Annotated in this window: 21 protein-coding genes; 20 read left to right on the forward strand and 1 reads right to left on the reverse strand. The window is 65.1% G+C overall.

Annotated elements, in window-relative coordinates; all coding sequences use genetic code 11:
* Positions 1-339: 339 nt before the first annotated feature.
* From Sa4125_RS20495 to Sa4125_RS20535, 9 genes are all read left to right on the forward strand, one after another.
* Complete coding sequence (locus Sa4125_RS20495) at positions 340-1,962, forward strand: ABC transporter ATP-binding protein (protein ID WP_224008075.1); 1,623 nt, start codon at positions 340-342, stop codon at positions 1,960-1,962.
* A 230-nt stretch (positions 1,963-2,192) separates the two neighbouring features.
* Complete coding sequence (locus tag Sa4125_RS20500; RefSeq protein WP_224001140.1) at positions 2,193-2,690, forward strand: MarR family winged helix-turn-helix transcriptional regulator; 498 nt, start codon at positions 2,193-2,195, stop codon at positions 2,688-2,690.
* Positions 2,687-3,382 carry an SDR family NAD(P)-dependent oxidoreductase gene (locus tag Sa4125_RS20505; RefSeq protein WP_224001142.1) on the forward strand — a complete coding sequence of 232 codons (696 nt, stop codon included), beginning with the start codon at positions 2,687-2,689 and terminating at the stop codon, positions 3,380-3,382. The genes Sa4125_RS20500 and Sa4125_RS20505 overlap by 4 nt, the downstream gene beginning before the upstream one ends.
* Position 3,383: 1 nt before the next feature.
* Positions 3,384-4,715 (forward strand): FAD-binding oxidoreductase, encoded by a 1,332-nt coding sequence (locus Sa4125_RS20510; RefSeq protein ID WP_224001144.1) that lies wholly within the window; start codon positions 3,384-3,386, stop codon positions 4,713-4,715.
* Between the two features lie 63 nt (positions 4,716-4,778).
* Positions 4,779-6,440, forward strand: a complete 1,662-nt coding sequence (locus Sa4125_RS20515; RefSeq protein WP_224001146.1) for a peptide ABC transporter substrate-binding protein — start codon at positions 4,779-4,781, stop codon at positions 6,438-6,440.
* Between the two features lie 83 nt (positions 6,441-6,523).
* Positions 6,524-7,474: an ABC transporter permease gene (locus Sa4125_RS20520; RefSeq protein WP_224001148.1), complete on the forward strand. Its 951-nt coding sequence runs from the start codon at positions 6,524-6,526 to the stop codon at positions 7,472-7,474.
* Positions 7,475-7,487: 13 nt separating this feature from the next.
* Complete coding sequence (locus Sa4125_RS20525) at positions 7,488-8,375, forward strand: ABC transporter permease (RefSeq protein ID WP_224001150.1); 888 nt, start codon at positions 7,488-7,490, stop codon at positions 8,373-8,375.
* Between the two features lie 8 nt (positions 8,376-8,383).
* Positions 8,384-8,671, forward strand: coding sequence for an FAD-dependent oxidoreductase (locus Sa4125_RS20530; RefSeq protein ID WP_224001152.1), 288 nt, complete (start codon positions 8,384-8,386; stop codon positions 8,669-8,671).
* A gap of 82 nt (positions 8,672-8,753) precedes the next feature.
* The gene (locus Sa4125_RS20535) at positions 8,754-9,392 is read left to right on the forward strand and encodes a LysE family translocator (protein WP_224001154.1); all 639 of its coding nucleotides are present in this window, start codon (positions 8,754-8,756) and stop codon (positions 9,390-9,392) included.
* 338 nt (positions 9,393-9,730) lie between these two features.
* On the opposite strand, the gene Sa4125_RS20540 is transcribed toward Sa4125_RS20535, so the two are convergent.
* A complete protein-coding gene (locus Sa4125_RS20540; protein ID WP_224001156.1) occupies positions 9,731-10,054 on the reverse strand; it encodes a hypothetical protein in 324 nt (107 codons plus the stop codon).
* Between the two features lie 364 nt (positions 10,055-10,418).
* On the opposite strand from Sa4125_RS20540, the gene Sa4125_RS20545 reads away from it, so the two are divergent.
* From Sa4125_RS20545 to Sa4125_RS20595, 11 genes are all read left to right on the forward strand, one after another.
* A complete protein-coding gene (locus Sa4125_RS20545; protein WP_224001158.1) occupies positions 10,419-11,222 on the forward strand; it encodes a helix-turn-helix domain-containing protein in 804 nt (267 codons plus the stop codon).
* Positions 11,223-11,226: 4 nt separating this feature from the next.
* Complete coding sequence (locus Sa4125_RS20550; protein WP_224001160.1) at positions 11,227-12,330, forward strand: extracellular solute-binding protein; 1,104 nt, start codon at positions 11,227-11,229, stop codon at positions 12,328-12,330.
* Positions 12,331-12,400: 70 nt separating this feature from the next.
* Positions 12,401-14,119, forward strand: a complete 1,719-nt coding sequence (locus tag Sa4125_RS20555) for an iron ABC transporter permease (RefSeq protein WP_224001162.1) — start codon at positions 12,401-12,403, stop codon at positions 14,117-14,119.
* Positions 14,112-15,194, forward strand: coding sequence for an ABC transporter ATP-binding protein (locus Sa4125_RS20560; RefSeq protein ID WP_224001163.1), 1,083 nt, complete (start codon positions 14,112-14,114; stop codon positions 15,192-15,194). The genes Sa4125_RS20555 and Sa4125_RS20560 overlap by 8 nt, the downstream gene beginning before the upstream one ends.
* A 10-nt stretch (positions 15,195-15,204) precedes the next feature.
* Positions 15,205-16,431, forward strand: coding sequence for a CoA transferase (locus tag Sa4125_RS20565; RefSeq protein WP_224001165.1), 1,227 nt, complete (start codon positions 15,205-15,207; stop codon positions 16,429-16,431).
* Entirely contained in the window at positions 16,428-17,273 is an 846-nt protein-coding gene (locus Sa4125_RS20570; protein ID WP_224001167.1) for a CoA ester lyase, read from the forward strand. The genes Sa4125_RS20565 and Sa4125_RS20570 overlap by 4 nt, the downstream gene beginning before the upstream one ends.
* A 24-nt stretch (positions 17,274-17,297) precedes the next feature.
* Positions 17,298-18,305, forward strand: coding sequence for a hydroxyacid dehydrogenase (locus tag Sa4125_RS20575; RefSeq protein WP_224001170.1), 1,008 nt, complete (start codon positions 17,298-17,300; stop codon positions 18,303-18,305).
* A 24-nt stretch (positions 18,306-18,329) separates the two neighbouring features.
* A complete protein-coding gene (locus tag Sa4125_RS20580) occupies positions 18,330-19,007 on the forward strand; it encodes an RraA family protein (protein ID WP_224001172.1) in 678 nt (225 codons plus the stop codon).
* Positions 19,008-19,458: 451 nt separating this feature from the next.
* The gene (locus Sa4125_RS20585; protein ID WP_224001174.1) at positions 19,459-20,217 is read left to right on the forward strand and encodes an ABC transporter substrate-binding protein; all 759 of its coding nucleotides are present in this window, start codon (positions 19,459-19,461) and stop codon (positions 20,215-20,217) included.
* Between the two features lie 58 nt (positions 20,218-20,275).
* Complete coding sequence (locus Sa4125_RS20590; protein ID WP_224001176.1) at positions 20,276-21,526, forward strand: FAD-binding oxidoreductase; 1,251 nt, start codon at positions 20,276-20,278, stop codon at positions 21,524-21,526.
* Positions 21,527-22,205: 679 nt separating this feature from the next.
* Positions 22,206-23,183 carry a TAXI family TRAP transporter solute-binding subunit gene (locus Sa4125_RS20595; RefSeq protein ID WP_224008078.1) on the forward strand — a complete coding sequence of 326 codons (978 nt, stop codon included), beginning with the start codon at positions 22,206-22,208 and terminating at the stop codon, positions 23,181-23,183.
* Positions 23,184-23,238: the final 55 nt, after the last annotated feature.

Here is a 23,238-nt window from a genome sequence, read left to right on the forward strand (position 1 = left end):
CGATCCGGATCGAATTCCCGGACGCACGTCCACTGGAGATCGGGTATCCTGGGAACTTAAGAGTAGGGATGCAAAGGCGGAAACTTAGCGCCGAGATTTCGTTGAAAGGGTAGCTCGGAAGAGATCCCCGAGCAGGTGGCGGATTTTTGGCGAGCGTTGCCTGAGCGACGGTACCCCGACCCCGCCGACCGTCGTACCTGCTGTAGTCGCACGCTCCGCTATCCGCAGCGCAAAAGTAGGCACTATCCATTCGTCTCGAGAACTGGCCGTCGAAGGGCTGGACGTCCACGGCATCGAACTTGCATCATCCCGGCGGACGTCCCGTTCACGGAGATCTTGATGACGCAGCAGAGCCAATCGCCACTCCTCGTCGTTGAAAACCTGTCGGTCGCCCTGCCGCCTGGGATGGACCGTTCGCATGCGGTGAAGGACGTGTCGTTTACGCTCGCGGCGGGCGAGATCCTCTGCATCATAGGAGAATCCGGCTCCGGCAAGTCCGTCACCGCCGGCGCCGTGATGGGACTCCTGCCGCAGACGCTCCGGATCGAGGGCGGCCACATCGCTTTGAAAGGCAAGGATCTCCTGCAGGCATCTCCGGCGGAGCTGCGCTCGCTGCGCGGCCGCATCGTCTCAATCATATTCCAAGACCCCCTGTCGGCGCTGAACCCGCTGATGACTATCGGCGACCAGATTGCCGAGGCGATGGATTCGCACCCGGCACATGCACCGAGAGACAGAGCGGCTCGGGTCATCGAACTGCTCGGTGAGGTCGGCCTGCCTGATCCCGAGGCGATAAAGGACCAGTACCCGTTCCGCCTTTCCGGCGGACAGCGCCAGCGGGTGATGATCGCGATGGCGTTGGCGCTCGATCCCGACATCCTGATCGCCGACGAGCCTACCACTGCGCTCGACGTTACGACGCAGGCGCAGATCCTCCAGCTCATCGCCTCGATTCAGAGGCGCAAATCGATGGGCGTGATGTTCATCACCCATGATTTCGGCGTCGTCGCCGATATCGCCGACCGCGTTATCGTCATGGAGAAGGGCGTGATGGTCGAGCAGGGACCGGTGGAAACCGTGCTGCGCGATCCAGGGCATCCATACACGCAGCGCTTGATCGCGGCGGTGCCGCGAATGAAGACGGCGGACCGTGCGGTGGCTGTGGGAATGCCGACCGTGCTGGAAATCCGAGACCTCGCCAAGACCTACCGGCTCGGCTCGCTGTTCGGAAAGCCGCGTGAAATCAAGGCGGTGGACGCAGTCTCTTTCAAGGTGCGCAAAGGCCAGACGGTCGGCATCGTCGGGGAATCGGGCTCCGGCAAGTCAACGCTCGGGCGGCTGGTGATGAAGCTGCTCGACAGCGATGGCGGCGCGATCCTGTTCGACGGCCGCGACATTGCCGGCCTGTCCGAGGCGAATTTCAGGGCCATGCGGCCCCATATCCAGATGATTTTCCAGGATCCCTTCGCCTCGCTGAACCCGCGCATGACGGTCGGCCGAATCCTGACGGTCGGCCCGATGGCGCACGGCATCTCCGCCGCCGAAGCCCGGGCCAAGGCCGTCCGGCTGATGGACCTCGTCGGCCTCGATGCCGGTGCCCTCGACCGCTATCCGCACGAGTTCTCCGGCGGCCAGCGCCAGCGCGTCGGCATCGCCCGGGCGCTGATGTTCGATCCCGTCCTGCTCGTCGCCGACGAGGCGGTCTCGGCGCTCGACGTCTCGATCCAGGCGCAGATCCTCGACCTCTTGGAGAAGGTGCAGGTCGAGACCGGTGTCGCAATGATCTTCATCACCCACGACCTCCGCGTCGCCAGCCGCCTCTGCGACGAGGTCGGCGTGATGCACCGAGGCAAGATGGTCGAGTTCGGTCCACCGTCGCAGATCTTCCATGCGCCGCAGCACCCCTACACGCAGCAACTGGTAGCTGCGATCCCTGGGGCCGACTGGGAAAAGGTCGCCTGAAATGCGCGCCTCTTCGTCCTCAGGCGTCTGCGCCTTCGATAGTTAATCCTCCAGCACCTTGCCCACTTTGTGCACAGCAATAGCCGACGCCGAAAAATCAGTCACGCGTTGCCAATAAATAGTTGTACTTGTCGACTATCCGGCGGATAGTCCCGAAATGGATCGCGAACTCATCCCATCAATCCGAGCTGACATCCTTCTTCCCCCTGCTTCGGCACAGGAGGTGCAGGGTGGCTGAGAAAGCGGAGATGGGTGAGGCGCTGCGGGCCGAGAACGTCGATCTCGGCGTGCTCGACTCGACGCTGAGCTTCTTCATTCGCTCGATCAACGTCGCGGTCACCCGCGACCTCAACGACCGGCTCGGTGGGCTCGACCTCGCCCGCGGCACGGGCAAGATCACCACCTTGCTCTTGGTCGAGAACCACCCCGGCATCCGCCCCTCGGTGATTGCCGACGTGATCTTCAAGGATCGCTCCGCCATGGGCCGCATTCTCGAGGACATGACCGAGGCCGGCCTGATCCGGCGCGAGGTCGCCGAGAGTGATCAGCGTGCCCAGGCGTTGTTCCTGACCGACAAGGGTGCCGAGCTTGCGATCACGGTGCGCGACATCGTCCGGCAGTCGCGCGCGTTCTTTGCCGGGGTCGACGACGCAGACTACGCCGAGGTGCTGCGGCTTCTGCGCAAGATCTATTGGCGCGTCGTCGCCAGCAAGGGAATTGCCGCATGACCGCCGCCCCCGTCGCTTTGATCTCCGGCGCTTCGCGGGGTATCGGCCTCGCCATCGCGGGCAAGCTGGCCTCGCAGGGTTGGAGCCTTTCGCTCGGCATGCGCACGCCGTCGATGCCGGGCTTCGCCGATCCGACGCGCACGCAACTGCAGCACTACGACGCGGCCGAGGGTGGCGAGGCGGACTGGGTGGCGAGTGCCCTCGCCCGCTTCGGACGCATCGACGCCATCGTTGCCAATGCCGGCATCATGATCCCCAAGAGCGTGATCGACGCCGAGGACGAGGACCTCGACGCCATGTTTTCGGTCAACGTCAAGGCGCCGCGTCGGTTGGTCAAGGCGGCGTTCGGTCCGCTCGCCGCCACCGGCCGAGGCCGCGTCGTCATCCTCGCCTCGCTCTCCGGCAAGCGGGTGAAGTCTGCCGACTCCGGCCTTTACGCGATGACCAAGTTTGCCGCCGTCGCGTTGTCCCACGGCATCCGCCAGAGCGGCTACCACCTTGGCATCCGCGCAACGGCGGTCTGCCCCGGCTTCGTCAGCACCGACATGGCCCGCGCCATCACCGACCGAGCCGAAGAGACGATGACCCGCCCCGAAGAGCTCGCAGACGTCGTCGCCATGCTGATCGGCCTCTCCAATACCGCGAGCGTCGCGGAATTCGCAGTGAGCTGCGCGCTCGAAGAAAGCTACTGACATGCCGGGACCTTACGTCGACCCCTTCCACGGCGATGTCGACCTGCCGGAAAAGGTGGACGTCGTCGTCATCGGCGGCGGCATCATCGGCACCTCCACCGCGCTGGAGCTCGCCGAGCGCGGCGTCTCGGTGGCGCTCTGCGAAAAGGGCGGCATCGGCCACGAGCAGTCGAGCCGCAACTGGGGCTGGGTGCGCATCTCCCGCCGCGATCCGCGTGAGGTCGCCCTGATGGCCGAGGCGCTGCGCATCTGGTCCGGGCTCGACGAGCGGATCGGCCGACCGACCGGCTATGCCCGCGCTGGCATCATCTTCACCTGCGCCGACGACAAGTCCTATGACGAGCACGAGCGATGGGGCCAGAACCTCGAGCCCTACCAGATCGAACACCGCATGCTATCCGGCAAAGAGTTGAACGATCTCCTGCCGGGCTCGCGGATGAAGGTGAAGGGCGCGCTTTACACGCCCACGGACGGCCGTGCCGAACCACAGAAAGCCGCACCCGCCATCGCCGAGGCGGCGCGTGACAAAGGTGCACACGTCCTCACCGAATGCGCCGTGCGCGGCATCGAACTTGCGGCCGGCGCCGTCTGCGGCGTCGTCACCGAGCGTGGCTCTATCGCCTGCTCGCAGGTCGTGCTTGCCGGCGGCGCCTGGTCGAACCTTTTCTCCGGCCGCTTCGGCATCGACCTGCCGCAGCTCAAGGTGATGAACACCGTGCTGCGCACCAAGCCGCTGGAGGGCGGCCCGGACCAGGCGATCTGGGCCGAAGATTTTGCAATCCGCAAGCGGCGCGACGGCGGCTATACCGTCGCCTCGGGTCACGAAAACATCGTCGATATCGTGCCGGCCTCGTTCCGCTATGCCAGCGACTTCCTGCCTTCGCTGCGATCCGAATGGCGATCGCTGTCGTTCCGGCTTGGCGGGCGCTTCCTCGACGAGGCCCGCCTGTCGCGGAACTGGGCAATGGATGAGGCCTCGCCTTTCGAATACAACCGGGTGCTTGACCCAAAGCCCTCCAGCCGAATTTCTGACAGCGCGTTCAAGGCGTTGCGCAGGAACTTCCCGGCGTTCGAAAGGGCTGAAATCGCCCAGAAATGGGCCGGTTACATCGACGTGACGCCGGACGCGGTGCCGGTGATTTCGCCTGTCGACGCCGTTCCCGGCTTCCACATCGCCACCGGCTTTTCCGGCCACGGCTTCGGCATCGGACCGGCCGCCGGCCGGCTTATGGCGGACATCGTAACCGGCCGGCCGCCTTTGGTTGACCCGCACCATTTTCGCTTCTCCCGCTTTTCCGATGGATCAAAGATCGAGCTGATCAGCGGTTTCTAGCCAGCCGCCGGTCGGCGGAGGGTTCCACGCATGGCGTTCAACCCGTTCTCAAAGAGGTGAGGCATGAGCAGCGAACCGACATTTTTCCGCCCCAACCGGCGACAGACCCTGACCATGCTGGGGCTGGGCGCCGCAGGCCTCACCGCACCTGGGCTGCTGCGTCTGGGCGAGGCCCATGCCGCCGGCACGACGCCGCCCAAAGGCCAGGTGGTGATCGGCTTCTCGCAGGAGCCGACGGTGTTCAACCCCCATCTTCTGCACATCGAGGTCGACGAGGGCGTGCATTTCGCCATCTTCGACCCGCTGTTCGGCGTCGATCCGGACGGGAAGTTCTACCCCGGCCTCGCCGCCGAGGTGCCGACGGTCGAGAACGGCGGCATTTCCGCCGACGGCCTGCAGTGGAAGGTCAAGCTGCGCGAGGGCGTCACCTGGCACGACGGCAAGCCGTTCACCGCCGAGGACGTGAAGTTCACCATCGAACTTCTTGTCGATCCCGACTTCCGCTCCTGGCGCCGAGGCGGCCACGAGCTCGTACGGGATCTCACCGTCGTCTCGCCGACCGAGATCACCTGGCGGATGGACAAGCCCTATGCGCCCTACCCGTCCATACTCGCATCGACTTTCATCGTGCCCAAGCACGGGTTCGATGGCGTCGCGGACAAGAACACCGCGCCGTTCAACAACGCGCCGATCGGCACCGGCCCGTTCAAATGGGTCGAGCGCGTCGCGGGCGATCATATCGAGCTCGCCGCCAACACCGCCTATTTCGGCGACGGCCCCTATCTCGAGCGCTTCATCTTCAAGTACATTCCAGACCTCAACGTGCTCTACACCCAGTTCAAGTCCGGCGACATCGACGTCGTCGGCCTGCAGTGGATCACCCCGGACCACTACGAGGAGGCCAAGGGCCTCGCCGACAAGGAGATCATGCTCCTGCCGCGCGGTACGGTCGAGTCGGTCACCTTCAATATGGAAAAGCCGCAGTTCAAGGACCTCGCCGTCCGGCAGGCGCTCTACCACGCGCTCGACAAGCAGGCGATCATCGACGCGCTCTACTACGGCCTTCCGAAGCCGACCGAGAGCTACGTGCCGCAGCAGTCCTTCTACTTCAACCCCGACCTGCCGAAGCACGAGTTCAGCCTCGACAAAGCCAGAGAACTGCTCGACGGGGCCGGCTGGGTACCGGGCGATGACGGCATTCGCGCCAAGGATGGCGTGCGCCTGTCCTTCTCGAATTCTACCACGGCCGGCAACCATCTGCGCGAACAGGTGCAGCAGTTCATGCAGCAGTCCTTCGGTGAGATCGGCGTCGAGATGACGATTTCCAATCTGCCGCCGGCGGTGATGTGGGGCGAGTACTGGATGATGTCGCAGTTCGACTCGGTGGTGGTCGGGCTCGACTTTCTCACCGGCCCGGATCCGGACACCTCCGACTACTTCATGTCGACGTCGATCAACGCCAAGGGCGGCGCCGGCCAGAACAACTGGCAATATGTCAGCCCCGAAGTGGATGCGCTGTTGGCGGCCGGCGGCAAGGCCTTCGTGCCGGAAGAGCGCAAGGCCGCCTACCTCAAGCAGCAGGAAATGATCCGTCACGACCTGCCCTTCCTGCCGATGTATCAGTACGTCTCGGTGGGCGGCTTCAAGAAGGGCGTCGAGCAGTACCTGCCGAACGTCAACGTGCGCATCGACACATGGAACGTCGCCGCCTGGCGCTGGGTCTGATTCCCTGGGGCGGCTCCGGCCGCCCCATCCCTTCCGCGATGCCGTTGGGCTTGACCCGGCAATCCGATACGGAGGCGACCGCCATGGGCCGATATCTCGCTGGTAGGCTCGGCCAGAGCCTGATCCTTCTGCTGCTGGTTTCGATGATCGGCTACTGCGTGTTGCTGCTAGCGCCCGGGGGGCCGATGTCGCAGTTCGCGCTGACGCCCGGCATCTCCAAGGCCGAGCTCGACAAGATCGCCGCCCAGATGGGCCTCGACCGCCCCGTCCTCGTCCAATACGGCGACTGGCTCTGGCGCCTTCTTCACGGCGACTGGGGACGCTCCTTTCGCGACGGTCAACCGGTCCTGCACATCATCTTCAGCCATCTGCCGGCGACACTGCTGCTGATGGGCACCTCGACTGTCATCGCGATCTGCCTCGGAACCTTTATCGGCATACGCGGAGCGGTGAGGCGCTATTCGGCCTTCGATTATGCCGCGACGGTCGGTGCCATGGTGGCGCTGTCGATCCCGACGTTCTGGTTCGGCCTGATCGCCATCTACGTCTTCACCCTGCAACTGAAATGGTTTCCCGCCGGCAACATGTACACGATCGGCGACGGCTCGTTCCTCGACGTCGCCTGGCATCTTGTGATGCCCGCCCTGGTGCTGGCGCTCGTCGACGTCGCGATCTGGAGCCGCTACATGCGCACGGCGACGCTCGACGTGATCAACCAGGATTTCGTCCGCACCGCCCGCGCCAAGGGGGTCAGCCCGCGACGGGTCCTGATGAAGCACGTCGTCGGCAACGCGCTGCTGCCGATGATCACGCTTGCTGGGTTGCAGGTGCCGGCGATCCTCGGCGGCGCACTCGTCACCGAGACGGTGTTCACCTGGCCCGGCATGGGCCGGCTGTTCCTCGATAGCCTCGGCTACAACGATTATCCCGTGGTGATGGGCCTCCTCATCTTCTCGGCGATCCTGGTGCTGATCGGCAGCCTGCTCGCCGACATCATCACCGCCGTGGTCGATCCGCGCATCCGTCTCGCCTGAACTGGAGCTGCCGATGTCCGCCGCCATCCCGACGCTCCCCGACAAGGCTGGCCGCGGCCTGTGGCAGAACCGCACGCTGCGTCGCTTCCTCCGCCATCGGCTGGCCGTGGTGGGGCTTGGCATCGTCCTTCTGCTGACGCTCGCCTGCCTTATCGGCCCCTATGTACTCCCCTACGATCAGTTGCACATCGACCTCGCCCGCCGGTTCGCTCCCCCATTCAGCGGCGCCCACATCTTCGGGACCGACCCGCTCGGCCGCGACATCGCCGCGCGGCTGTTCATGGCGGGACGTATCTCGCTGCTGGTCGGTGTCTGTGCGATGTTGGTCTCGATCGCCATCGGCGCGACGATCGGCATCGTAGCCGGCTATCGCCGGGGCCTTGTCGGAACAGTGCTCATGCGCGTCGTCGACGCCTTCCTCGCCTTCCCCTCTATCTTCCTTCTTCTGGCACTCGCCTCCTTCATCAAGCCCAGCCCGATCATGATCACGCTGATCATTGCGGTGACGAGCTGGATGGAGATCGCCCGCATCGTCGAAGCCGAGGTACGCTCCCTGCGGGAACGCGACTTCGTGCTTGCGGCACGCATGCTCGGCCTGTCGAATTCCTGGATCATGTTCCGTGAGATCCTGCCCAACGTCGCCGGCCCGATCATCGTCGCGGCGACGCTGACGATCGCCCGCGCCATCCTTCTCGAAGCCTATGTCAGCTTCCTCGGCTACGGCATCCAACCGCCGCTGCCGAGTTGGGGCAACATGCTGAACGGCGCCCAGCAGTATCTTGCCAACGCGCCCTGGCTGGCGATCATGCCGGGCCTTGCCATCACGCTCGCCGTCACCGGCTTCAACTTCGTCGGTGACGGACTGCGTGATGCGCTCGACGCCCGCAGCGACCACAGCTGAGGCAAGGCATGGCCCGCTTCTCGTCCTTAAACCCCTCGCTCCGATACTCGACGGCCGCGCCCGCGCCGCAGACCGAACAGCCCGATGGCCACATGCGCGCCATCGTTTGTATCGTCGGCGCCGGGTACGTCGGCCTCGCCACCGCTCTGGAGCCCGCCGAAGCCAGCGTCGAGGTGGATGTGCCTGAGGCGCAGGAAGCCGGTTTCGGCAGCTTAAGCCGCAATGCCTGCCATTGCACCTTCGCGGCGGAGCGTCTCCCTGGCGAGCTCGTGGACACCGTCAGGCGAGCAGTCTAGCCCAATCGCATGCGAACACCTCCGCGGCACGCATCTATGGGATGCTGGAAATCGCCGACGGCGCGCATTGAGAGACGAGACGATGAGTTATTCAGACCTGCTTACATTTGCCTTGGCGACGTTCTTTTTGGTCTCCTCCCCGGGTCCGAACGGCGCGCTAATTGCCAAAACCGTTCCGACGTCTGGCATGGCCGCAGCATTTGCAAACGTCGCCGGCTTCTTCACAGCGTTCTGGATCCACGGAACGCTCTCGGTCCTCGGGCTTTCGGTCATCATCATGCAGTCGGCGACGGCATTTTCAGTCATCAAGTACATTGGCGCGGCATACCTGTGTTGGGTCGGCCTGAAATCCCTGTTTGAAGCTATCGTTCAGAAGAAGACGATACCCCATGCTGCAAGCGGGCATCGGCCGAGTTCGCTTGGCCGAGCCTATCTGGAAGGGGTTTTGACGAACGGACTGAACCCCAAAGTCTCCATGTTCTACCTGGCCGTCTTCCCGCAGTTCATTCCGGCCGACGGTCACCCTGTTGCCTCGGCCTACACGCTGGTGGCGATCCACTCGTCGATCAACATCGTCTGGTTCAGTCTCGTGATCTTGTTGTTTGCCCGCCTCGCATCCTTCACCCGCGTTGGAGGGTTTCAGCGATGCCTTAAGGGAGCGACAGGCGCAGTTTTTCTCGCCTTCGGCATTAATCTGGCTAACTACAGACCGATCGGTTGAATCTCGGCTTCCTGCGTCGCAGATGCCGAAAGCGGACCGGCAGGAATTCACCCAGCTCGACCTTGATTCAGCCCGGCAAACGCGCTCCGTCATGAGCTGTCGCGTCGGTGACGTCAGACTTGCGAATGACGTCGTGCCGCGGTCGACAGAGATGTGGTTCTTGTAGCCGAAAGTCGGGATCGCAATGTCGATCTGCTGCTTCCGACCATCCTCTGCCGGCCTGGCCAGGGAAACTTCACCGTCCAACGGTCATCGGTATCCTTCTGCCGCGCTTTGAACGGCTGGTCCTTCCATATCTGCCTGGCCGTCTCGCCGGCCTTTATTCTGGCCTCCTCGTCCTAGGTGTTGCGCTGACGTGGCGCGACAACGAGCATGGCACCCATGATCCGACCCGACATCGGCAGATAGCCCGCCTCGCTGATTGCCCGGTCGAGACGGGCAAACAGAGCGTCGAGCGCATCGGCGGCGAGACACAAAGCTGAGCCGGCGAGATTAGGCAGTCCCGGCCGTACGACCGACCTGTCGGAGACCCTCTCGGCGTCGAGACCAGCATAGAGGTAGGAGCCTGCAGTTGCGGCCACCACCAACACGGCGTCGGTCACCAGAATGCAGGGTTCTATGCCCTTCGGAATTACCAGCGCCGCGAACGCGTCGGGCGACATATGGTGCCCGTCGGCGATGAGGCAGGCATCGAGACGTGCTTCGGCAGTTGTGCCAACAGCGTATTGTCCAGCGTGGCGAATCGGCGCGGCAAGCCATTTCCCGGATGCGTCGATATCGCCATCCCAGCATCGGCCGCCTGGCGGGACGTCGGCGATGATGATGACGTTGCGCCTGTCGTTATCAGGGATCTTATCCGTTCGTGAGTTCGCTCCCGGCAGTTTCAGTATGCCCCGCTGCCTCTGGACGGCGGCATATCGGGCCCCGAGCGCATCCGACAGATGCGCAGTTCGGGATGCACCAGAGCCGCTTCATCCAATCGCAGCAGTCACGGCTTGACAGCCCGGAGGCCGGGTCATATCGTTCATGATAGTGAATAGATTCAATATATTGAACGACACTGGGAGGCAGATATTGAGTGGCCGGGGCTCGGAACGCGTTCTTGACATGCTGGAGTGGTTTGCGGCGCAAGCCGGTGCCGTTTCGCTGGCGGCCGTGGTCCAGGCGCTCGATCTGCCCAAGAGCAGCACGTTCCTTCTGCTGCGGCTTCTGACAGATCGCGGCTATCTCGAGCGTCTCGGCGATGGAACCTACGTGCTGATCCGCCTGCCGGGCGAGCGGGAACCTGGGCGCGAAGCCTGGGGCACTTTGCTCCGGCTTTCGGAGGCGCCGCTGCGCGAGGCGGTCGCCGCCTCCAACGAGACCGGCTTCATCGCGATCATGGAAAAGCGTGAGGTCCGCTACCTCACCAAGGTCCTGCCGACCCGCGAGATCCGCTATGACCGCGACATCACCAAGCTGCGGATGGCGCACCAGGTGGCGAGCGGCGTGGTGATGCTCGCCGGGCTCGCGGCGTCGGAATTCGATGACTATCTTGGCCAGCTCGCGCCCGAGCTGCGCAGCGAGGTTTCGGCGGCGGTCGCATCGGCACGGTCAGACGGCTTCTGCGTCAATCTCAAGGGCGTCGTCGAAGGCGCTGCCGGCATCGCCGCACCGATCCACGACGCCGACGGGACGACGGTCGCCGCCATCAACATCTCGGGTCCACGGGAGCGCATTGTCGCGAATGTCCCGCGGCTCACCGACATCGCCGTCCACACGGCCCGCCTCGTCTCGGAGGAATTGACGCGGCGGAGCCGGACAACCAGCAGAAACCCAGGGAGGAACTGACCATATGTTCAAGGACAAACTAGCCGCTCTCGTCTTCGGCGTCGCAGCCGCGGGCTTTGCGACACAGGCCGGCGCGCAGGCCGTGCCGGCTGGCTATCCCGCAGACTACGCCCAGACCATCGAGGCCTCCAAGGCCGAGAAGGGCCTGGTGATCTATTCCAACATGGCCGACAACAACTGGCAGCCGGTGGTCGAAGGCTTCAAGGCCGCCTATCCCTGGATCAACATCGAGACGCTCGACCTCGGATCGGGCACCGTGCATTCGCGCTGGGAAGCCGAGGCCGGCAGCGGATCGCGCACCGCCGACATCCTTATTTCCGGCGCCAACGACCGTTGGGCAAACTACGGCACCGAAGGCCGCATGCTGGACTACAAGAGCCCCGAGCTTGCCAAGCTGCCGGACTTCGCCAATCCCTATGCCGGCGTCTACGTGATGTCGGCCGACCCGCTGGTGATTACTTACAATGCCGCTCTGCTGAGCGAAGAACAGCGCCCCAAGGGCTTTGCCTCGCTGGTCGCGGCGGCTGTCGCCGATCCCTCCACCTTCGACGGCAAGATCACCACCTATGATGCCGCTCGCAACTCTTTCGGCCTGGCCGCCTGGTGGAACTTCATGGCCAAGAAGGGCGATACCGGCTGGAACGAGCTGCGCCAGATCGGTCCGATGATCCGCGGCGAAACCTCGGGCGGGCCGATGAACGAGAAGATCGCCACCGGTGAATACGTCATCGGCGTCGCGGTTTCCGGCATCACCATCTTCCCCCGTCTCGAGCAGCCGGGCGGCGAGCTGCTGGGCTTCGCCTTCCCCGACGACGGTACCATCGTCATGCTGCGCGGCATGGGCATCCCCAAGGAGGCCGCCAACCCGAACTCGGCGAAGCTGTTCGTCGACTATGCCCTCAGCCAGGCCGGGCAGACCCTGATCGGCAAAGGCGGGCTGGTGCCCTACCGTGACGACGTGCCGGAGGACCAGGTCCGCTACACCTACCAGGGCCTCCAGGCGCTGATCGGCGCCGAAAACGTTATCGAGGCCGGATTCGACAAGGCCTTGATCGACGAGGCGCCGGCTTTCGTCGCCAAGTGGAACGCCGCCCTCAAGGGCGAATAACAGCGCTTCCGTCGCGGGACGGATCTTCTTGTCCGTCCCGCCACCCGCTTCCTCATCGGAACCATTTGCCATGACAGCCACGACCGCCGTCAGGGAATCGCCCGCGGGCTTCGATCGCTCCCGGGCGATCTTCTGGGGCATCTTCGCGCTGACCACCGTGATGGTGGTCGGCCCGATCGCCCCGATCCTCGTCCAGGCCTTCCTCGACAAGCCGCTTTACGACATTGCGGCGGGACTGACCCTTTCCAATTTCGGCCGCCTTTTCGGCGATCCCGAAATTCTCGGCATCTTCTTCAACACGGTGGCCTTCGCCGTTCTCACCATGGTCGTGGCGCAGGTCTTCGGCGCGGTCATGGCGGTTATCGTCGGCCGCACCAACCTGCCAGGGCGCCGCCTCTTCGGCGAGCTTCTGCTGTGGCCGCTGTTCGTTTCCAACCTCGTCATTGCCTTCGGCTGGTTCACCATGTACGGCCCCTCGGGATACGTCTCGCTGGCGGTGCGCAGCTGGATCGGCACGATCCCCTGGAACCTCTATTCGATTACCGGCATGGGCATCGTCGCGGGCCTCAGCCAGGCGCCGCTCGCCTATCTCATGTGCCTCGGTGCCGTCACCAAGGCCGACGCCTCGCTGGAAGACGCGGCCCGCTCGGCCGGCGCAGGACCGTTCCGCGCACTCTGGTCGGTCACCGTGCCGATGATGCGCCCGGCCATCATCTATTCCGCCGTTCTGAACTTCGTCATCGGCATCGAGATGCTGGCTATCCCGCTTTTGTTCGGCGCGCCGAGCGGCATAAACACCATCACCACCTTCCTCTACGACCGCGGCATCAACGCCGCCGTGCAGCCGGACTACGGCATCGTCGGCGCCGCCTCGCTGGTCCTGCTCCTCGTGGTCGGCTTCCTGGTTTGGCTGCAGGGCTACCTGATGAAGGGCAGCGGCCGCTTCGTCACCGTGCGCGGCAAGGCGACGCGGCCTTCGACGCTCGACCTCGGGCCGTGGCGCTGGGCCGCTTTCGCGCTCGTCGCTTTTTATGTCCTCACCACCATCGTGGCGATCTTCGTCGGCATCTTCATGCGAGCCGGCGTGACCTTCCTGACGCCGCTGATACCCTTCTACAAGCTTTTGACCACGGCGAATTTCGAGCTGATCTTCAACTCCACCTCCTACATGCGCTCGATTGGCAATTCGGTGGTGATCTCGCTCGTCGGCGCCATCATCGGTACCTTCTTCATCGCCATCGTGACGCTCGTCGCCCGCCGCTCCGAGTTCCGGTTCGCCCGGCCGCTGGAATATGTGGCGCTCTTCCCGCGCTCCCTACCCGGCATCATCGCCGGTCTCGGCTTCTTCTATGCGGTGGTCTGGATTCCCGGCCTCGACGTCATCCGGGGCACGATCTGGATCCTGATGATCGCCTTCATCCTGCGCTACATCCCCGTCGGCTTCGGCGCCATTGCCCCTGCCTTGTCGCAGGTCGGCGAGGAACTGGATCGCGGTGCCCGCATCTCGGGTGCCGACTGGTGGACGACGGTGACGCGGATCATCCTGCCGATCCTGAAGCCGGCGCTGTTCTCCTGCTTCGCGCTGCTCTTCATCCACTTCTTCAAGGAATACGTGACGGCGGTCTTCCTGTACCAGCCCGGCTCCGAGATCATCGGCACGACGATGCTCCAGCTGGTCGCCCAGGGCGACAACGGCCCGGTCTCGGCCCTTGCCACCATCCAAGTCGTCATCACCGCGGTCTTCGTCCTGCTTGCCCGCCGCGTACTGGGAGCCAAGATCTATGGCTGATCTCGTCCTCGACCATCTGACCATCCAGTACGGCGACGTCACCGCCGTCAAGGACGTGTCGATCACCGTGCCCTCGGGCGAATTCCTGACCCTTCTCGGCCCCTCCGGCTGCGGCAAGTCGACGACGCTCTTCTCCATCGCCGGGCTCAACAAGGCGACGTCGGGGACGATCCGCATCGGCGACAATGTCTTGTTCGACGGCGCCAAGGGCATTTCCGTCGCGCCGGAGCACCGCGACATCGGCCTGGTCTTCCAGAGCTACGCGCTCTGGCCGCACATGAGCGTCGCCGACAACCTCGCCTTCCCGCTTAAGCTGCGCAAGATGGGCAAGGCCGAGCGCGAGGAGCGGATCCGCGACGCGCTGACGCTCGTCGAGATGTTGCCCTATGCCGAGCGTTTCCCGTTCGAGCTCTCCGGCGGTCAGCAGCAGCGCGTCGCGCTGGCCCGAGCGCTGGTGTACCGGCCGAGCCTGCTGCTGCTCGACGAGCCGCTGTCCAACCTGGACGCCAAGCTGCGCGAACGGGCACGGGTCTGGCTGCGCGAGTTGCAGGAGCGGCTGAAGGTCACCACCATCTACGTCACCCACGACCAGTCCGAGGCGCTCGCCGTCTCCGACCGCATCGCAGTGATGAGCATGGGCCACCTGCGCCAGCTCGGCCGGCCGAAAGAGATCTACAACACACCGGCCGACGCGTTCGTCGCCGACTTCATCGGTTCGTCCAACTTCCTCGCCGGCAAACTGGCCGGCCCGGAGCGGCTGGATGGTCGGACGAATGTCGAGCTGGCCGACGGCTCGCGCATCAGCACCCTGCCCGGCCGCGCCGCGGCCGACGGTACGCTGGTCGTCGCCGTCCGCCCCGAACGGCTGGAAATCGTCTCCGGCCCGCAGGACAATGCCATCCCGGCGACGATCGAGAACGGCACCTATCTCGGCTCGATCTATCAGTACGAGGTGGCGGGCGCCGGCTCGCACTTCCGCATCCAGACGGCCGAGGAGATCGCGCCGGGGAAGGCCTACATCCGCATTCCGCCCGAGGCCGCCACGATCTTCCCGGCCGAGCCGGATGGCAATTGAGGCCCCTGGCATGAGCACCAACAAACCCGTCATCCTTTTCGACGCGGCTGCCAGGGGCCCGCTGTCGGGCGTGCGCGTCGTCGACCTGTCGCGCCTGGTAGCGGGCAACATGCTGACCCTGCAACTGGCGGACTTCGGCGCGGACGTCATCAAGATCGAACCGCCGTCCGGCGACTCGCTGCGCGACTGGAAGGACGACGGCCAGTCGCTGCACTGGAAGACCTATGCCCGCAACAAGCGCTCGCTGGTGATGAACCTGCGCGACGCGGTTACGCTAGACGCGCTGAAGACGCTGATCCGCACCGCCGACGTCCTGGTCGAGAACTTTCGTCCGGGCACGCTGGAAAAGATGGGGCTCGCCCCCGATACGCTGCTCGAACTCAATCCCGAGCTGATCGTCGTGCGGATATCCGGCTTCGGACAGACCGGCCCCTATGCCCATCTCCCCGGCTTCGGCACGCTGGTCGAGGCGATGAGCGGCTTTGCGGCCCGCACCGGCTTTCCCGATCGCGAGCCGGTCCTGCCGCCGCTGGCGCTGGCCGACATGATCTCCGGCATGTTCGGCGCGCAGGCCACCACCATGGCGCTGCTCGCCCGCGAGAAGGGCATGGCGCACGGCCAGGTCATCGACCTCTCGCTGCTCGAGCCGATCTTCGCCGTGCTCGGGCCCGAAGCCTCGATCCACCGTGTCACCGGCAAGGTCAAGGAGCGCGTCGGCAGCGGCTCCAATACTGTCTCGCCGCGCAATATCTACCGCTGCCGCGATGGCAGGTTCGTCGCCCTCTCCGGCTCCATGCAAGCGGTGACGATGCGCATCTTCGACATTATCGGCCATCCCGAGATGAAGACCGATCCGCGCTTTGCCACCAACGGCGAGCGCGTCCGCAACCGCCTTCTGGTGGATGCCGCCGTCGGCGCCTGGTTTGCCGAGCGCGACCGCGACGAGGCCCTGGCCGTCATGCGCGAAGCCGGGGCGACGGTCGGCCCGGTCTTCGACATCGCCGACATCGCGGCGGACCGGCATTTCGAGGAGCGCGAGATTTTCGTCGAGGTCGAAGACGCCGACAACGGATCGCTGCCGATGCACAATATCGTGCCGCGGCTCTCCGCCACCCCCGGCGTCTGGAGGCGGCCGGCGCCGTCGCTGGGCGAGCACAACGTTGAAATCCTCAGCGAAATCGGCCTCGATGCCGACGCCATCGCCGCTATCGCTGCAGCCATCCAGGCGACGCCATGATCCGCTCCCTGCTCTACGTTCCCGGCAGCAGCCCCAAATTCATCGCCAAGGCGCACGAGCGCGGCGCCGATGCGGTCATCGTCGATCTCGAGGACGCGGTCGCGCCCTCGGAAAAGACGTCCGCCCGCGAAGCCCTGCCGGAAACCGTGCGAAGCGTCGGCCGCAACGGCGCCATGACCTTCGTGCGCGTCAACAATTCCGACGACCGCCTTCTGCCGGATGCTGCCGCCGCCTGCCGGGCGGGCGCCGACGGGCTCTACGTCCCGAAGGTCACCTCGCCGGGCCTCTTGGACGCCATCGCCCGCCACATCGCTCCGATCGAGGTGGAGCTTGGCCGCAAGCCGATGGTCTTTGTGCCGCTGATCGAGGATCCAGGTTCCGTGTTCGACGCTCGGCCGATCGCTGGGCACGAGCGCGTTCTCGCCATCAGTGCCGGCGCCGAGGATCTCGCCACCGCCATGGGCGCTCTGCCGACGCCCGAGGTGCTGAAGCTGCCGAAGCAGCTGATCCACATGGCGGCGAAGGCGGCGGGGGTCCTGTCCTTTGGTCTCCTGCGCACGGTCGCCGACTACAGTGACGTCGAGGGCATGCGGGTCGCCGTCCGCGAGGCCCGCGACTTCGGCTTCGATGGCGCGAGCTGCATCCATCCGAGCGTCGTCGCCATCCTCAACGAGGCCTTCGCCCCGTCCGAGGCGGAGATCGCCTGGGCCCGCAAGGTGGTTGCGGCCAATGCCGAGGCCGCGGCCGCCGGCACGGGCGCCTTCACCCTCGACGGCCGCTTCGTCGACGCGCCGGTCGTCACCCGCGCCGAAGCCGTCATCGCCCTCTCCAAACGCCTCTAGACTTTCCGTCAAGGAGCCCTCGCCATGCCGAGCGAAACCCCCAACGGCAGCGGCCGCAGCCGGCGGATTTTGGTGACCCACACCCAGATCGCCCCGAGCGCCCTGGCACTGCTGAATGCCAACGACATCGACGTCTTCTTCTCGCCGCCTTACGATGCGCCGGACGTCGTCGCGGCGCGGGCCCGGGATCTGGGCGTCGACGCCATCATGGTGCGCCAGGGCAAGGTCAACGACCTCGTCATCTCAGCCTCGCCGAAGCTGAAGGTGATCGTCAAGCACGGCGTCGGCATCGACAACATCGACCTGCGCGCCGCCGCCGCCCGCGGCATTCCGGTGCTGCGCTCGCTCGGCTCCAACTCTCTGGCCGTGGCCGAGCACGCCATCGCCCTCGCGCTGACGCTGATCAAAGAGGTCCTGCCGCTGGACCGGGCGGTGAAGGCTGGCGAATGGCCGAAGCCGACCTTCATCGGCCGCGACATCGCCGGGTCGCTGATCGGCCTCGTCGGCTTCGGCGCCATCGGCCGCCATACGGCGCGCCTCGCCGAGGCGCTCGGCATGGAGGTCAGCGTCTACGACCCGATGGCCTCCATGGCGATTACGGCGGCCGGCTACACCGAAGCCAAGGCCGTCGACGACCTCGTCGCGGCGGCCGACATCGTCAGCCTGCACTGCCCGTTGACGGTCGAGACCCGGCACCTGATCGACGCCCGCCGGCTGGCGCTGATGAAGCCGACGGCGCTGGTCGTCAACACCGCCCGCGGCGGCATCATCGACGAGACCGCCCTGGCAGAGGCTCTGGCGCAAAAGCGCATCGCAGGCGCTGCGCTCGACAGTTTCGCCGCCGAGCCGCCGCCGGCGGACAGCCCGTTCTGGGCGCTCGGCACGCTGGTCGCCACGCCGCACATCGGCGGCGTCACCACGGGATCGGCCCGGTCGATGGCCGAGATCGCCGCCCGCCACATCATCGACGTGCTCGACGGCAAGGCGCCGGACGAAGCCAGCCTGTCGCATGCCGATACCCTCGCCGCCTGACCCTTCGAAAAAGGAACCACCACCATGCCCGTAGGCTTCAGAATCAACCGCAGCTGGACCCGCGTCGACACCGCCACCGTCGACAGTTTTCGTGCTTTGCCGGTTGCCAATGTCAGCGATGCGATGTCGCGCCTCTCTTCCGCCGGCCCGCGCCTCAGACCGATGCACCGGAGCGGCACCCTCGCCGGTCCTGCGCTAACTGTCCGCTCGCGCCCCGGCGACAACCTCATGCTGCACAAGGCGATCGACATGGCCGAGCCCGGCGACGTCATCGTCATGGACGCCGGCGGCGACCTCACCAATTCGCTGATGGGCGAACTGATGCTGGCGCATGCGATCAAGCGCGGTGTCGGCGGCTTCGTGCTCTATGGCGCGGTGCGTGACGCCGAGGCTTTCCTTGCTCGCAACCTTCCGGTCTTTGCACTCGGCGTCAACCATCGCGGCCCCTACCGCGACGGTCCGGGCGAGATCGGCTACGCGATCGCTTTCGACGGCATGAGCATCGCCCCCGGCGACCTGGTGCTGGGTGACATGGACGGCGTCCTCTCGGTCGCCTATGGCGACACCCCGGCCGTCCTGGCCGGCGCGCAGAAGAAGCACCAGGGCGAGACGCGGCAGATGGAAGAGACCGAGGCCGGCACGTTCGACCGGTCCTGGGTCGATAAGGCACTGGAGCGTGGGGGCTGCACCTATTCGGGGTAAGGCGGCGGGGCCCAAGGTAAGTCCAGACAGGCTTCATCCGATTAAGAGCCGACGGTGTAGCGCGACGAAGCATTAGCCGACACCGTTCCGCAGGCAAACGACATGGTGTCGCCGGGCTGCCTCCCCTCTGCTTCAGCACAAGGCGACGATGACGGCGAAAGCGCCTTCATCCGGCAGCCGCGAAAGCCGAGCCAAGGGCCGTCTGTCTGGTCCAACGCGACCTTGGCATTGGAATCCGCGGATTACCGCGGCCTCTACAGCATGACCTCGACCTTCCATCGGAGTTTCCATTCGTTGGCCGCTTGCGAAACCGCGGCGATTGCCGCAGCCTTCGCGCAACGGCGTATGTCGTCCCGGCTTCTCAGCCATGACGACGTCGCCCGCCGCACTGCGACGCCTTCCAAAGCCGCCCCGTTTTCGGGCCCTCAACCATACCCATGGAGTTGAAACGATGAGACCGTTTGTGTGTGCTGCCGTCGTCGCCCTGCTGGGGCTCACTCACCTAGCGTCCGCCCAAGAGCAGGTCATCCGAATCGCCACCGAAGGTGCCTATCCCCCCTTCAACTACATGCAGCCCGACGGCTCGATCGCCGGCCTTGACGTCGACATCGCGAACGCCCTCTGCGCCGAAATGAAGGCTGAATGCACCATTGTCGCGCAGGACTGGGACGGCATGATCCCGGCGCTGATGGCAAACAAGTTCGACGCGGTAATCGCATCGATGAGCATCACCGAGGAGCGCAAGCTGCAGGTCGACTTCTCCGACAAGTACTACACGACGCCGCTCGCCGTCGTCGTGCCGAAGGACAGCGCGCTGTCGGGGGTGGGCGTCGAGGACATGAAGGGCAAGACCGTCGGCGCGCAGGCCGCGACTACGCAGGCGAACTATGCCGACGACGTCTATGCCAAGGGCGGCGCCGAGGTGAAGATGTATCCGACCCAGGACGAGGCGGCGACCGACCTGCAGAACGGCCGCGTCGACGCGCTGATCTCCGACAAGTTCGTCGTCGTCGACTGGTTGAACAAGGCCGGCAAGGACTGCTGCCGGCTGCTCGGCGACGTGCCGGAAACGGAAACCGAAGCCGGCATCGCGATCCGCAAGGGTGACGACGCGCTGCGGGAGCGCTTCAATACCGCGATCAAGGCCATCGTCGCCGACGGCACCTATGGCAAGATCGTCGGTAAGTACTTCCCGTTCGACATCTACTGATGGAGGTCCGCAGGCCGGGTGCCGCAGACATGCGCCCTCCGACGACACGGGAGATCGCATGAAGGCCGACGTCATCGTGCTCGGTGCGGGCATAGTCGGCGTTTCCACGGCGCTGCACCTGCAGTCGCTCGGGCGCAGCGTCGTGCTCGTCGACCGCGGCCCGCCAGGCGGGGGAACGAGCTATGGCAATGCCGGGCTGATCGAGCGCTCGAGCGTCGTTCCCTACGCCTTTCCCCGCAGTCTGACGACGGTGCTGCGCTACGCGCTGAATCGATCCTCGGACGTGCGCTACCACGCACGCGACCTCCTGCATGTCGCTCCGTTTCTCTTTCGCTACTGGCGCCAATCATCCCCGCGCAATCTGCAGATCGCCACAAGGGCCATGCTGCCGCTGATCGAGGCCAGCATCACCGAGCACGACGCGCTCATCGAAACTTCCGGTGCCGGCGACCTCGTGCGGGCGGATGGCTGGATCGCGGCGTTCAAGTCGCCGCATCGTCTCGCGGCCGCGGTCGCCGAGGCTGCGGGGCTGGCGTCCTATGGCCTCCGGAGGGTGGTTCTCAACCCGACCACCTTCGCCGAGCTTGAACCAACCGTCAGGACGGGCGCCGGCGGCTTTTGCGGCGCCATCCACTGGCTCGACCCGAAGACCGTCGCCGATCCCGGAGAACTGACCCGGCGCTACGCTCGGCTGTTCGAGCGGCGCGGCGGCAAGCTTCTCGTCGGCGATGCCGCAAGCCTTGCCGAAGCATCGCCGGGCTGGTCCGTCACAACGGAGGGTGGACCTGTCACGGCACCCGACGCGGTCGTCGCGCTCGGACCGCAATCGGGGTCGATCTTCCGGCGCCTCGGCTATAAAATCCCGCTCGGCATCAAGCGCGGCTATCACCGGCACTACACGCTGCCGGCGGGCGTGTCGCTCAACCACGCCATTGTCGACGAGGAGGCTGGCTACGTCCTGGCGCCCATGCGACAGGGCATCAGGTTGACCACCGGAATCGAATTCGCCCATGCCGACCGCCCCGTCGATGCACGCCAGCTCGAGCACGCCGAGCGGCTTGCCCGGCAGCTCCTGCCGCTCGGCGAACCGGTCGAAGCAACGCCCTGGCTTGGCCGCCGTCCTTGCCTGCCGGACATGCGCCCGGTGATCGGCGCCGCCTGCCGCCACAAGGGTCTGTGGTTCAACTTCGGCCATGCCCATCACGGGCTGACGGTCGGACCCGCCAGTGGTCGCCTCTTGGCCGAACTCGTCACCGGCAGAGCCCCCTTCGTCGACCCGGCGCCCTATCGGAGCGATCGCTTCAGATAGTTGTCTGCGGCCGGCAGCCAGGCATACTCGGCCTGCTATCCATCATCTCGACTTTCCGCGCCCAGCAAGAGATTCCTGCATGATGCAGCCGCCCCCGGCTGACCCGGCATGCGCGAAGACGAGGTTGTGACACCCGCGCTTCTCGTTGATCTGGACGCGCTGGAGGCCCATCTCGATTGAATGGCGTCCTTTTGCAGCGGTTCGGGGGTAAACCTGCGCGCCCGTGCCAAGACCCACCAATCGCCGGTGGTCGCCCGCTGGAAGATGGCGCGAGGTGCCGTTGGCCAGAGCGTGCAAAAGGAGTCCGAGGCGAAGTCCTCACCTGGGGCGGTGTTGGCGACATCTGCGTTTCGAACGAAGTCCTCTCGCCACACAAACTCGCTCGGCTTAGGCCTTGACGCGAATTGCAGACGTCGCGGTCTGCGCCGACGACTTTGGCGTCGTCGGCCTGATCGCGGCCGCAGCGAAAAACGCCTCCTGCCGGCTGCATGTCCCTGTGGAGATTAAGTCAGCGGCGGCCTTACACAGAGAAGTTCGTCAGGTCTCACCCGACCGAAGCCACCGAGCTTTGGCGTTCACGTCACTCACCGCATCAAGATCGATTTGCCTTCGACAAACACGCGGGATGCCGCCATGGTCGACTTCTTGGAAAACAAGCCTCAAAGGAAGACTGATGATGATGTCGCTCAGAAAGATTGCCGCCTGCCTGATCGTCGGCTCCGCCGTGGCAGTAAGCGGATTGGCGATGGCGCAGGCGCCGCAATTCTTCCGCATTGGCACGGGCGGCACGGCCGGCACGTATTACCCCATCGGTGGTCTGATCGCGAACGCCATTTCGGGCTCGGGAGAAAAGGGTGTCGGCGGCCTCGTCGCGACCGCCGTCGCTTCAAACGGATCGGTCGCCAACATCAATGCGATCAAGGCCCGTTCGATGGAGTCGGGTTTCAGCCAGTCCGACGTGGCCTACTGGGCCTATACGGGCACAGGCCTCTACCAGGATCAGGGCAAGGTCGAGGATCTACGCCTTCTCGCTACGCTCTATCCGGAGACGATCCACCTCGTTGCGGCGGAAGGGTCTGGCATCCAGTCGGTCGCGGACCTGAAAGGCAAGCGCGTCTCGCTTGACGAACCCGGCTCCGGTACAATCGTCGACGCCCGGCTAGTGCTCGGCGCCTTCGGACTGACCGAGGACGACGTCGAGGCTGAGTACCTGAAGCCCGGGCCTGCGGGCGACCGTCTGCGTGACGGCGCGCTCGACGCCTATTTCTTCGTCGGCGGCTATCCGACAGGTGCGATCTCCGAACTGGCAACGTCAAGCGGCATCTCGCTGGTTCCGATCAAGGGTCCGGAGATCGACAAGCTGCTGGCGGAATACAGCTTCTTCAGCAAGGACACGGTTCCTGCCGAAACCTATTCGGGCGTCGGCGAGACGGAAACGATTGCGGTCGCTGCCCAATGGGTGACGAGCGCCAAAGTCGACGAGGAACTCGTCTACAAGATCATCGACGTCATGTGGAACGACGCCTCGCGTGCTTCCTTGGATGCCGGCCATGCCAAGGGCAAGCTGATCAAGCTGGAGACGGCAACGACCGGCCTCGGAATTCCACTGCATCCCGGCGCCGAGCGCTACTACAAAGAGAAGGGCGTCCTGAAATAGGAAGGCCGCACCCAAAATCTATCGGGTCCGCGGCCATTGCCGCGGACCTTTTCGT

The organism is Aureimonas sp. SA4125, assembly GCF_019973775.1.
GTDB lineage: Bacteria > Pseudomonadota > Alphaproteobacteria > Rhizobiales > Rhizobiaceae > Plantimonas.

Bases quoted from the DNA above. Each gene is read 5' to 3' on its own strand.
- Sa4125_RS20495 (WP_224008075.1), top strand. From the start codon at position 340: ATGACGCAGCAGAGCCAATCGCCACTCCTCGTCGTTGAAAACCTGTCG.
- Sa4125_RS20505 (WP_224001142.1), top strand. From the start codon at position 2,687: ATGACCGCCGCCCCCGTCGCTTTGATCTCCGGCGCTTCGCGGGGTATC.
- Sa4125_RS20510 (WP_224001144.1), top strand. From the start codon at position 3,384: ATGCCGGGACCTTACGTCGACCCCTTCCACGGCGATGTCGACCTGCCG.
- Sa4125_RS20515 (WP_224001146.1), top strand. From the start codon at position 4,779: ATGAGCAGCGAACCGACATTTTTCCGCCCCAACCGGCGACAGACCCTG.
- Sa4125_RS20520 (WP_224001148.1), top strand. From the start codon at position 6,524: ATGGGCCGATATCTCGCTGGTAGGCTCGGCCAGAGCCTGATCCTTCTG.
- Sa4125_RS20525 (WP_224001150.1), top strand. From the start codon at position 7,488: ATGTCCGCCGCCATCCCGACGCTCCCCGACAAGGCTGGCCGCGGCCTG.
- Sa4125_RS20530 (WP_224001152.1), top strand. From the start codon at position 8,384: ATGGCCCGCTTCTCGTCCTTAAACCCCTCGCTCCGATACTCGACGGCC.
- Sa4125_RS20535 (WP_224001154.1), top strand. From the start codon at position 8,754: ATGAGTTATTCAGACCTGCTTACATTTGCCTTGGCGACGTTCTTTTTG.
- Sa4125_RS20540 (WP_224001156.1), bottom strand. From the start codon at position 10,054: ATGTCGCCCGACGCGTTCGCGGCGCTGGTAATTCCGAAGGGCATAGAA.
- Sa4125_RS20545 (WP_224001158.1), top strand. From the start codon at position 10,419: ATGATAGTGAATAGATTCAATATATTGAACGACACTGGGAGGCAGATA.
- Sa4125_RS20550 (WP_224001160.1), top strand. From the start codon at position 11,227: ATGTTCAAGGACAAACTAGCCGCTCTCGTCTTCGGCGTCGCAGCCGCG.
- Sa4125_RS20555 (WP_224001162.1), top strand. From the start codon at position 12,401: ATGACAGCCACGACCGCCGTCAGGGAATCGCCCGCGGGCTTCGATCGC.
- Sa4125_RS20560 (WP_224001163.1), top strand. From the start codon at position 14,112: ATGGCTGATCTCGTCCTCGACCATCTGACCATCCAGTACGGCGACGTC.
- Sa4125_RS20565 (WP_224001165.1), top strand. From the start codon at position 15,205: ATGAGCACCAACAAACCCGTCATCCTTTTCGACGCGGCTGCCAGGGGC.
- Sa4125_RS20570 (WP_224001167.1), top strand. From the start codon at position 16,428: ATGATCCGCTCCCTGCTCTACGTTCCCGGCAGCAGCCCCAAATTCATC.
- Sa4125_RS20575 (WP_224001170.1), top strand. From the start codon at position 17,298: ATGCCGAGCGAAACCCCCAACGGCAGCGGCCGCAGCCGGCGGATTTTG.
- Sa4125_RS20580 (WP_224001172.1), top strand. From the start codon at position 18,330: ATGCCCGTAGGCTTCAGAATCAACCGCAGCTGGACCCGCGTCGACACC.
- Sa4125_RS20585 (WP_224001174.1), top strand. From the start codon at position 19,459: ATGAGACCGTTTGTGTGTGCTGCCGTCGTCGCCCTGCTGGGGCTCACT.
- Sa4125_RS20590 (WP_224001176.1), top strand. From the start codon at position 20,276: ATGAAGGCCGACGTCATCGTGCTCGGTGCGGGCATAGTCGGCGTTTCC.
- Sa4125_RS20595 (WP_224008078.1), top strand. From the start codon at position 22,206: ATGTCGCTCAGAAAGATTGCCGCCTGCCTGATCGTCGGCTCCGCCGTG.